Source organism: Armatimonadota bacterium, from assembly GCA_029907255.1.
Taxonomy (GTDB): Bacteria; Armatimonadota; UBA5829; order DTJY01; family DTJY01; genus JAIMAU01.
Window position 1 is genome coordinate 1 of record JARYMF010000024.1, and the last position, 9209, is coordinate 9209.

General features: G+C 47.3%; 9 protein-coding genes and 6 pseudogenes. 2 read left to right on the forward strand and 13 right to left on the reverse strand.

All coding sequences use genetic code 11. The features are described 5' to 3' along the window. Positions 1–122 (reverse strand): annotated as a pseudogene (locus QHH26_13465) (integron integrase). A 338-nt stretch (positions 123–460) separates the two neighbouring features. Between QHH26_13465 and QHH26_13470 the strand changes: the two are divergent. Then, positions 461–523: pseudogene (locus QHH26_13470) on the forward strand (methyltransferase type 11). A gap of 69 nt (positions 524–592) precedes the next feature. Here QHH26_13470 and QHH26_13475 read toward each other — a convergent pair. From QHH26_13475 to QHH26_13525, 11 genes and pseudogenes are all read right to left on the reverse strand, one after another. Continuing rightward, positions 593–985 (reverse strand): annotated as a pseudogene (locus QHH26_13475) (amidase). 193 nt (positions 986–1178) lie between these two features. Further along, positions 1179–1565 (reverse strand): DUF302 domain-containing protein, encoded by a 387-nt coding sequence (locus QHH26_13480; GenBank protein ID MDH7482964.1) that lies wholly within the window; start codon positions 1563–1565, stop codon positions 1179–1181. 93 nt (positions 1566–1658) lie between these two features. After that, a complete protein-coding gene (locus QHH26_13485) occupies positions 1659–2231 on the reverse strand; it encodes a winged helix-turn-helix domain-containing protein (GenBank protein ID MDH7482965.1) in 573 nt (190 codons plus the stop codon). 108 nt (positions 2232–2339) lie between these two features. Beyond that, positions 2340–2729 (reverse strand): hypothetical protein, encoded by a 390-nt coding sequence (locus QHH26_13490; protein MDH7482966.1) that lies wholly within the window; start codon positions 2727–2729, stop codon positions 2340–2342. Positions 2730–2795: 66 nt separating this feature from the next. Then, positions 2796–3281: a GNAT family N-acetyltransferase gene (locus QHH26_13495; protein ID MDH7482967.1), complete on the reverse strand. Its 486-nt coding sequence runs from the start codon at positions 3279–3281 to the stop codon at positions 2796–2798. Positions 3282–3370: 89 nt separating this feature from the next. After that, a complete protein-coding gene (locus tag QHH26_13500) occupies positions 3371–4042 on the reverse strand; it encodes a DUF4328 domain-containing protein (protein ID MDH7482968.1) in 672 nt (223 codons plus the stop codon). A 109-nt stretch (positions 4043–4151) separates the two neighbouring features. After that, a complete protein-coding gene (locus tag QHH26_13505) occupies positions 4152–5018 on the reverse strand; it encodes an HNH endonuclease (GenBank protein ID MDH7482969.1) in 867 nt (288 codons plus the stop codon). Positions 5019–5108: 90 nt separating this feature from the next. Continuing rightward, on the reverse strand, positions 5109–5636 hold the full coding sequence (locus QHH26_13510; GenBank protein MDH7482970.1) for a hypothetical protein: 528 nt from the start codon (positions 5634–5636) through the stop codon (positions 5109–5111). A 99-nt stretch (positions 5637–5735) separates the two neighbouring features. Next, complete coding sequence (locus tag QHH26_13515; GenBank protein MDH7482971.1) at positions 5736–6611, reverse strand: hypothetical protein; 876 nt, start codon at positions 6609–6611, stop codon at positions 5736–5738. Between the two features lie 173 nt (positions 6612–6784). Then, complete coding sequence (locus QHH26_13520) at positions 6785–7720, reverse strand: HNH endonuclease (GenBank protein MDH7482972.1); 936 nt, start codon at positions 7718–7720, stop codon at positions 6785–6787. Positions 7721–7924: 204 nt separating this feature from the next. Further along, positions 7925–8230 (reverse strand): annotated as a pseudogene (locus QHH26_13525) (tyrosine-type recombinase/integrase). A gap of 338 nt (positions 8231–8568) precedes the next feature. Between QHH26_13525 and QHH26_13530 the strand changes: the two are divergent. Next, positions 8569–8631, forward strand: a pseudogene (locus QHH26_13530) (methyltransferase type 11). A gap of 69 nt (positions 8632–8700) precedes the next feature. On the opposite strand, the pseudogene QHH26_13535 reads toward QHH26_13530, so the two are convergent. Further along, positions 8701–9093, reverse strand: a pseudogene (locus tag QHH26_13535) (amidase). Positions 9094–9209: the final 116 nt, after the last annotated feature.

Consider the following 9209-nt stretch of genomic DNA (forward strand, 5'->3'; position numbering starts at 1 on the left):
AAACCGGCCCTCGTCACCGCCATACGCACCGCCTTCTGCACAAGCGACTCATCGACGTGATGCCGCCCCTCTTCCCCTGTTTTGGCGTTGCGCCATCGGCTTTCCTGGGGAAAAATCCATTGCCGTACAATCTTGTGCGTAGACAGTTTCCCTTTCCCGGGCAATTTCATAAGGGAAATGGATTCAGGCACGTGTTCTTCTCGATGCGTTACGCTTTTTCATTCACCGTCACGTATACCGCTTGCTCTCACTCCCTCTTTTAAGCATACCGTTTTGCACGGTGAAAATTTTCGGGGAATGTAACCATCGCCGCTTTTCATTTCAAGCCTTTAACGCCCATGTTCTGCCTGCGCGCTCTTCGATCTCCGTGATGCTGGAGAGATAAGAAATCACAGGGAGAAACGGAGAGACCGGGCGGAATTACACCCTTTCTCCATAGCGCCGTGGGGTTTCCGAAGGGATGACCGTCCTCGACTACGGGTGCGGACCGGGCGGGTTCACCATCGCCGCAGGCCGCCTCGTGGGAACGAACGGACGCATATACGGCGCGGATATCCACCCTCTCGCGATTCGAAAAGCCGGCGCCGCCGCCTGTACTGCCCGCCGGTGTGCAGCCGGTTTCCCACGGATTGTTGGCGCGGCCGAAGATCGGGCTGTTCGTCTGAGGTCCCGACGCCATGATCGGGAGATTGGTCTTGCCGAGAATAATGGCACCGGCCTGGCGCAGTCGCGCAACCACCGTCGCATTACGTTGAGGAATGTTATCGCCCAGCGGCTTATAATTACACGTGGTACGCAATCCCGCCGTCACAAACGCATCCTTGAATGTTACGGGAACGCCATGGAGAGGACCCCACACTTGACCGTTTGCCGATGCGGTATCGGCTTCTTTGGCGCGTCGACTTGCGCCCTCTTCATCGACAGTGCCGATGGCATTCAAAATGGAATTGTGTAGGGTGATGCGGTTGCGGTGCGCTGCTACCACTCAACCGCCGAGGCCTGCCGCTCGCGCATCGGTTGAGCTAACTAAGTGACCGGAAGATACCATAGGTCACGCGTGGACATTGCACCTCCTTGGAGATTGACCTTGACCCATGGTTCTATGCGGTGGGTTAACGCTCAGCTCTAAGCTGCGCACGGTATGCGAGTACGCTCAAGGGCCTGGTTGGCCGCCCAATTCAGATCCGATCGACGATCGCTTTGAGTTTCGCCGCAACGTGATTCCCGATCTGCTCCAATTGGGGATTCGCCACAGACTTCATGCTTTCAACCGGATTGATGGCCGAAACCTCTGTGTGTCCATCTTCGCGCTCTCGCACAATCACGTTACAGGGGAGCATTGTCCCGATTCGGCTTTCCACCTGAAGTGCTCGGTGAGCAAAGGATGGATTGCACGCCCCCAGAATCTTGTACTTCCGCACATCAACGTCGAGTTTCTTCTTGAGCGTGTCCCGTACGTCGATCTCCGTGATGATTCCAAACCCTTCTTTCTCCAGTTCCTCTTGCACCCTCATGAGGGCCTGTTCATATCCGAGGGCCGTGATCTTGGTGAAGTAGTAGCTCATATCCTCAATCTCCTCTCTTGCAGCCAACGATCTGCCGCTTAGCCGCACGGCTGAAGGCGGGGTCGGTTGGAGCAAGATGTTAGGCTCATTGTATTATTTTCGTTCGATGGCAGCCGCAAGCCATCTTCTACCCGCTGTAGTTATCTCCCACACTCCCCGGGGGGAATCCGAGGCAAGCAGACCCTCTTTTACCATTGCGTTTCGAGCCCATTGAGCGGTATTGCGCCAACGGACTTGGCTAGGGTCTGAGGGCAATGGCAAGCGGTCGTAATCGTTTAGCCGATTCTTCATCACTTTTTCCACTCTATCAAGGACGTCGGTCATAGGTGCGGAACCACCTAAATCCGCCAGACTTTGTAGTATAGGTATGCGAAATTCGTCCTCCGGTGTTCGAAGACCACGCTTTAGTCTCTCGGCTACCTTTCTACTTCGCTTCCGATCCTTCGGAGGCCTAACAGTTGTAAAAATGTTAAGCCACTCCTTTTGAAGATCAACAATCTTTTTGCGAAATGCAGTCATCAGCCGGCCTTTTTCCATCAATTCCCTTGCCACGTCGTATTCACCCGCTTGGAAGGCTTGAACTTCTTCTCGATTCAACGCAGTAATAGCGTTCTCGATTTCCTCGAGAACTATGTCAAAGGCAATTGCGACCTCGTTCTGGTCCATCGGTTATTCCTCCATAGTTGTAAAAAGCAGAGTATGCGCCGAACGTTAGGGTTTTGGCTGAGGGGCGCTTTGGCTCTGACAGCCAGGAACATTTTTTACGCGGGTTTTCTAGTTGCAGGGGTGAGCGGGACAACCGACATTCTCGCATTCCTCACATGAATATCCTTCGCCACAACCCTTCTCAAGAAACAAATCTTGAAAATCGTCAAACAGGCCGTCATCTCGATCATACTCGCTATGGTCAGTAAACCCATCCTCCTCGATCCTATCCTCCTCTATTTCATGAGCTGTTGTTTCCCCAGCTTCGTCTTCTACATCTGACCCTTTAGTTTTTACCAACTCTAGCGAAGACATAGGGGAGGTGTAAGCTCGTACATGTTCGTCCTTATCAAACCACACACAAGTCACATAGCCATTCTCGTCGGGTTGTGTATTTACGGTAAGTATTGGCCCTCCAGAATGGAGACGGACAGTCATACCGATTTCAACCTTTTCCATGATTCCTCCGTAGCTAACATTGGATATCAGTGGTAGCTCTACCGCTCCGTCCGATGCAGCGGCTGGTCAGGTTACGTTTATCGGTAACCGCATGTGAATAAGCGCAACCCGATTACCCTTTTTGTCTCTCCGCTCTTCAATTGCATAAGGTTGGAAACCCAATTTCGGGTAAAGCAACAGACCCGCAACGTTTTGGTTGAAACACGATATCGTTACCTCAGCGGCCCTGTATTTCGAGTGAGCGATGCCAATCATCTGTTCGATGAGGTACCTGCCCACCCCTTTCCCGCGGGCTTCTGGGGAAACAATGACATTTCCAATGGAGCAACAGCCGCCGACTTCCCAGCGGTAGAAGTTAGCGAAGGCGACAACCTCACCGTCAAGTTCTACGACAGTTGAGTCTGAACGTTGTGCAATTGCGTCCTGCAACTGCGATGAAGTCAAGGGATAATCCGCCTTTGGAAAAAAGAAGAACAGCTCATCTGCGTTTTGCGGGAAGCCGCAAATGATCCGAATGTCCTTCTCGGCAACAGGGCGATGAGTGAGGGGCATGTTTCAAGGAACCCAACATTCAGCATATCCGGCGGTAAAAAGAAGAACGACGAAGGAACGGCGTTTTTTACCGTCTGCGTTGATGCTATTTATGAGACGCGACTTCTGTAATGGGACATTTGCATTTCATAAATCTTGCTTACTATCGCCAGCATGATAAGGCACAAAGGTATTCTCGTTACATCAGAGATCAGCGTTACAATATTCCCCACGATCAATTCATGAATCTGAGCCGGCTTGAGAGCCATGCTGAAGGATGCATTTTCTAAGATATTGGATACAATCCAGAAAAACCACCACCATCCAAGAAGTGGCGGAATAGATTGGCTTTTCCATTCCTGTGGATTCGCGCTCGCCTTCCATATTTCCTCCATTACCTGATATGGCTTCCACAAGTTGGCAATTGGAATGAAATACCACCCAATAGACCACCCAGGTGTGAACTGCATTTCGGATGCGCCAAGTTGCCGAGCGTTGAAATTGGCACGGTATATCCACTTCAAAATGAGTATGCCTGATACCACAAAGATGATCAGTTTTGTGATTACAATAACTTGCTGCCGTGCATCGCTTGCCTCGGCTGCTGCGATAGCTTGAAGCTGGGATGTATGAACGTCGTTCTTAACATCATTGAGCAGTTGATATTCCAGCCCTCCAGAAATCAAGGCAATTACGGCAACGCCGACTTGGAGACACAATAACCATTTAATCCACTTCGTCAGTTTAGTCAAATCAATGAATGTATTGTTTTGTTGTGTCATGGTGCCCACGTTAGCGTCTAACGGGATGCGCGTGAGCCGCAGCGCGGAGCGAGGGAGCGAAGCGACCGAGCGGAGCGCTGTCGGCTGGATGCGCAGGTTGGGCGGTTTTCTATGACTGGAAGACTCTATCACGGTGATACCGCAGAAATTCCTTGTGCTTTTCATCTACTCGTAACAATCTCAAATCGGGATATATGCCTAACTGCTCTCGTGTAGTTTCATCTAAACCACTTGATACAAGAATTTGCCCACTATCATCGAAACTAATCAGACCCAAATCAAAACAGGTGTCCAGGTTGGGAATAAGCAACAAACCATTAAAAACATCAAGCCTTTCTTCATTAGACGAGTCACGCCAAGGCTTGATATGTGATGCTTTCAATATTTCGAGATTCTTGCATCCAGTAACCGAACAGCCCTGCCAATACTGAATGAGTGAACTCCTAAATAGACCTTGTCCAATACGGCTTTCTATCACAGATTGACGTGTTGTTTCCCGCAGAGTCTCGTAGGTACTCTTCAAATCCTCTATATCCTGAAGAACAGTCCGTCTTGATCTGTTCTCCAAATAACTTTCTTTGAGTCTCTCAAGAGACTGGATCACATGTTCGCTTCTTATCTGGTTTATGCCAAAACTAAACCTATTTTGCTCTCTAAATAGCTCCGCAAACCATTCTAAATCATTTACCAGAATTGGCGGAACAAAACTCAAGCCGCTTCCTACCACGCATCGAAAACCCGATGCTTCTACTTCTTCTGCATTTTCCTCAATGTCCTCCGCTCCATAAGTGCTACATAGCTTGTATACCATCCGGCCATTCACGCGCTCTCCAGAAAAGACCCAGATGGTTTGGCCTATTATCTTCTCAAGTTTGGCCTTAGGATGTCTGCTATAGTGTCCATACTCGGCAGCATCCACACCGGGGGTATATTCTCCCCATTCCTCAACTTTGTTATACGCTACGTAGTGCCTCATAACTGACCCATTTCTGGTATAAGCCGCCCAAGGAAAAGCTCAGCCGGAGCCGCGAAGCGGCGATCGGCTGTAGTGCCTTGTTGGGCAAATTTATGGCCCAAAGGAAACATTCTTTGATGGACCATCTGGGCCGATTATTGAAAATATATTCATTGTTTCCGCTAAGCCTGTGAACAAAGAATACTCTTTGCTATTTTTATCTTTACATAGCTCAACTATCCTTCTGTCTTCGGTTTCGTCTACTAATACAATTATTACAAACCGATATTGCATCCGGTAGGCAATGGACTGCCCTAAAATATCTCTAGCTGATTGGTCGCCTGAAATAGCTTTGATTTCAATTGCGGTACCATCATTTCCTATAGAGGCATCAGGTCGATGAGAAAAACCAAAAAGATTAGCTTGCGTAATTTTTTCGACTTCGTCCGTACCTACTTGCGTTATTAAATTTTTTCGTAGTGTTGGAGAGGATTGCAGATAACCTATCACAGCCTGCTCAAACTCACGTTCCGATTTTCCTTTAAGCGCGAGATTTGCACTTTTTAATTTTCTTATAGCAAGGGTTACTAAATCAAAGTGCTGTCCACGTTTAACCGTACTGACAAATCCCATTGACATATTGCTACTCCTTATATTTTATAAAGCTCAACGACAAGGGTGAGTGGCGGGGCGGCTTATCCGCCCCGTCCACTCGACCCGCTGGTTAGCCTGCTCTTTTTAACTGAACTTGAAACCTGTATTTTTGAAGTCTTCAATAATAGATTCCAAGTCTATATCGCTACTATTAACTTCTGGCACGAAATATCTCTTGATATTATCATTGAAAAGTTCTTTCAATTGCGTCATAAATTGCTTTTTTATATCAGCGTTATTGTCAAAATAAGTGTTAAGATTACCCTGATGTGCAATCCATCGTCCCGTAACATTTTTTCTTTTTCCCCATATATGCAAACCTTTTATACACTTTCTGCATACAGTGAGAGGTTGCAGTATATTTGAAATACTTTTTTCTGTATTTTCTGATACTCTCAAATGCGATGAAAACAACTGTGGAAAATCAAGTACTATCTTTAATCTCAAACCAGTAATTTCAATTAGTTCTGAAAGTCTGACAACATCATAATTTTTTGAAATTAAAAATTTCCCGCCTTTATACTGACTTCCTCCTCTATTTTCTATAAGAATATCAATATGAGGCAAAATCGTCAGAATTTTCTCTTCAAAAATTTTATAGATTTCTATAAACATTTCTAATGACTGACAATAATCTTTAAAAGGCGGATGGATTTCAATAATTTTTATTACCGATTTATTTTCCGTGATGGTTGTTATGAAATCTGCAAATTCCTCTGCCCATCTCTTATTAAACCAAAGCTGAGGGATATAATCTTTATGAGCTGTTCTAATTGTTGGAAAGTTATTGATGACAGAGGACGACATATTTCTCTTGCCATATGAATATTCAGTATGCAAAGAACATGGCAAATGCGTCTCAATTTTTTCAATATCAAAATGAGCAGCAGTTTCATATATACCGGCATTGATTTCAACCGGATATTTTCTGTTGTGATATTGGATTGGTATTAAATTCATATCCGTTTCCTATGAAAAGGGCCAACGGCAAGCGTTAGCGGCGGGCGGGGGATTTTGCAGAAAAATGCCAAAGGTAGAAAACACTCAACGGGGCTGAATCCCTTTGGGCGGGGCGAATGCCCCCGCCCGTCCGCTGCACGCAATGTTGTGCCGCTTTTGGCTTTGCAAGGCTTTTACCTTTTGAGTATAGCCCGAAGTTCGTTTAGGCTATAAGGTGGCTTTCTCATGTGCAACATCGCATGACAGTTGGGGCAGACTGGGCATAAATCATTGATTGGATCAACTTGATATTCTGCGCCAATTTCGCCCAAAGGTTTTATATGATGAACATGGATAAAACCTTTTCCGATTTCGCCATATTTTTCTTCAAAAACAAAGCCACAAATAATACATTTTGCGCCGTAATGTTCAATACAAGCATTTCTGGCTTGCGGATTGCGCTCATAAGCATTTACCGTAATAGACTTTGATGCGCCTTCGTAAAATTCTTGAGGCTCATCTATTTGTTCAGGCAACAATCCCAAACTCGGCTTACTCTTTGCGTAAACCATGTCTAAAATTTCTGCTCTAAAATTCACATCAACCGCCATTTTATACATAAGCGGCTCATGAGATTTTCGATAAGGGGAAGATTTAGCCCGTTTTACTTCTGTTAAGAGTGTTTCACTCCAACTTTGATAAATTTGCTCTGATGTCTCCAGCCAATAAAGTAATTCGGGTAAATTACCAAAGCGCAAGAAATAAGGCGGTTCTGAATATTCACCACGCAAGTTTCTGAATTGCCCCCACTTATTTAAGTCTGGATTATCCTGTAATTGAGGAATTTCTCTGGCAAATGCAGTGAAAATCAAGCCAACATAGAGTTTTGTTTGCTCATTTTCTTTCTTTTTTCGCAAAGCAACAACATAGCGATTATTGATAGTAACTGGAAAATGCCAGCCTGTGCTATTTGGCGACAAGGACATAACAAGTCGGGGATTATCGTTATCTAATCCTGTTATTTTGATAACCCGTTTCACTAACTCAAAATACGAATTTACCCATTCTCGACTTGGGGCATATTTTATCCGTTTGACGAGCAATTCAATCTTGTTGTTATCCGATGACATGTATTGACCCAATTCTTTGACTCGCAAGGGGCGGCACAACATTAATTAGAATGACCCTCATAAGATGAGGGATTTATCGTTTTTACCCATATAAGACGCCTTCAGATAATCCGCTCAAAATGGCTTAACCGATTGTAAAGAAAGACATTTTACAACTTCGTCCATTTCGTTCGGCATGTTATCCGGATCGGTATAAAACACCTCTCAAAGCCCATCCATAGGACTCCTTACGCCGGACGGCCCGCGGTTGAGGACATGGGTATAGATCATGGTTGTCTTGACATCTTTGTGCCCCAAGAGCTCCTGGACTGTTCGAATGTCATATCCATCTTCGAGCAAATGGGTGGCGAAAGAATGTCGAAACGTATGGCAGGTCGCCCGCTTTATCAAACCGGCCCTCGTCACCGCCATACGCACCGCCTTCTGCACAAGCGACTCATCGACGTGATGCCGCCCCTCTTCCCCTGTTTTGGCGTTGCGCCATCGGCTTTCCTGGGGAAAAATCCATTGCCGTACAATCTTGTGCGTAGACAGTTTCCCTTTCCCGGGCAATTTCATAAGGGAAATGGATTCAGGCACGTGTTCTTCTCGATGCGTTACGCTTTTTCATTCACCGTCACGTATACCGCTTGCTCTCACTCCCTCTTTTAAGCATACCGTTTTGCACGGTGAAAATTTTCGGGGAATGTAACCATCGCCGCTTTTCATTTCAAGCCTTTAACGCCCATGTTCTGCCTGCGCGCTCTTCGATCTCCGTGATGCTGGAGAGATAAGAAATCACAGGGAGAAACGGAGAGACCGGGCGGAATTACACCCTTTCTCCATAGCGCCGTGGGGTTTCCGAAGGGATGACCGTCCTCGACTACGGGTGCGGACCGGGCGGGTTCACCATCGCCGCAGGCCGCCTCGTGGGAACGAACGGACGCATATACGGCGCGGATATCCACCCTCTCGCGATTCGAAAAGCCGGCGCCGCCGCCTGTACTGCCCGCCGGTGTGCAGCCGGTTTCCCACGGATTGTTGGCGCGGCCGAAGATCGGGCTGTTCGTCTGAGGTCCCGACGCCATGATCGGGAGATTGGTCTTGCCGAGAATAATGGCACCGGCCTGGCGCAGTCGCGCAACCACCGTCGCATTACGTTGAGGAATGTTATCGCCCAGCGGCTTATAATTACACGTGGTACGCAATCCCGCCGTCACAAACGCATCCTTGAATGTTACGGGAACGCCATGGAGAGGACCCCACACTTGACCGTTTGCCGATGCGGTATCGGCTTCTTTGGCGCGTCGACTTGCGCCCTCTTCATCGACAGTGCCGATGGCATTCAAAATGGAATTGTGTAGGGTGATGCGGTTGCGGTGCGCTGCTACCACTCAACCGCCGAGGCCTGCCGCTCGCGCATCGGTTGAGCTAACTAAGTGACCGGAAGATACCATAGGTCACGCGTGGACATTGCACCTCCTTGGAGATTGACCTTGACCCATGGTTC

What these genes read in the sequence shown, in the direction of transcription:
- QHH26_13490 (MDH7482966.1), bottom strand. Translation starts at nt 2,729, where the DNA reads ATGGAAAAGGTTGAAATCGGTATGACTGTCCGTCTCCATTCTGGAGGG.
- QHH26_13515 (MDH7482971.1), bottom strand. Translation starts at nt 6,611, where the DNA reads ATGAATTTAATACCAATCCAATATCACAACAGAAAATATCCGGTTGAA.
- QHH26_13495 (MDH7482967.1), bottom strand. Translation starts at nt 3,281, where the DNA reads ATGCCCCTCACTCATCGCCCTGTTGCCGAGAAGGACATTCGGATCATT.
- QHH26_13505 (MDH7482969.1), bottom strand. Translation starts at nt 5,018, where the DNA reads ATGAGGCACTACGTAGCGTATAACAAAGTTGAGGAATGGGGAGAATAT.
- QHH26_13485 (MDH7482965.1), bottom strand. Translation starts at nt 2,231, where the DNA reads ATGGACCAGAACGAGGTCGCAATTGCCTTTGACATAGTTCTCGAGGAA.
- QHH26_13500 (MDH7482968.1), bottom strand. Translation starts at nt 4,042, where the DNA reads ATGACACAACAAAACAATACATTCATTGATTTGACTAAACTGACGAAG.
- QHH26_13480 (MDH7482964.1), bottom strand. Translation starts at nt 1,565, where the DNA reads ATGAGCTACTACTTCACCAAGATCACGGCCCTCGGATATGAACAGGCC.
- QHH26_13520 (MDH7482972.1), bottom strand. Translation starts at nt 7,720, where the DNA reads ATGTCATCGGATAACAACAAGATTGAATTGCTCGTCAAACGGATAAAA.
- QHH26_13510 (MDH7482970.1), bottom strand. Translation starts at nt 5,636, where the DNA reads ATGTCAATGGGATTTGTCAGTACGGTTAAACGTGGACAGCACTTTGAT.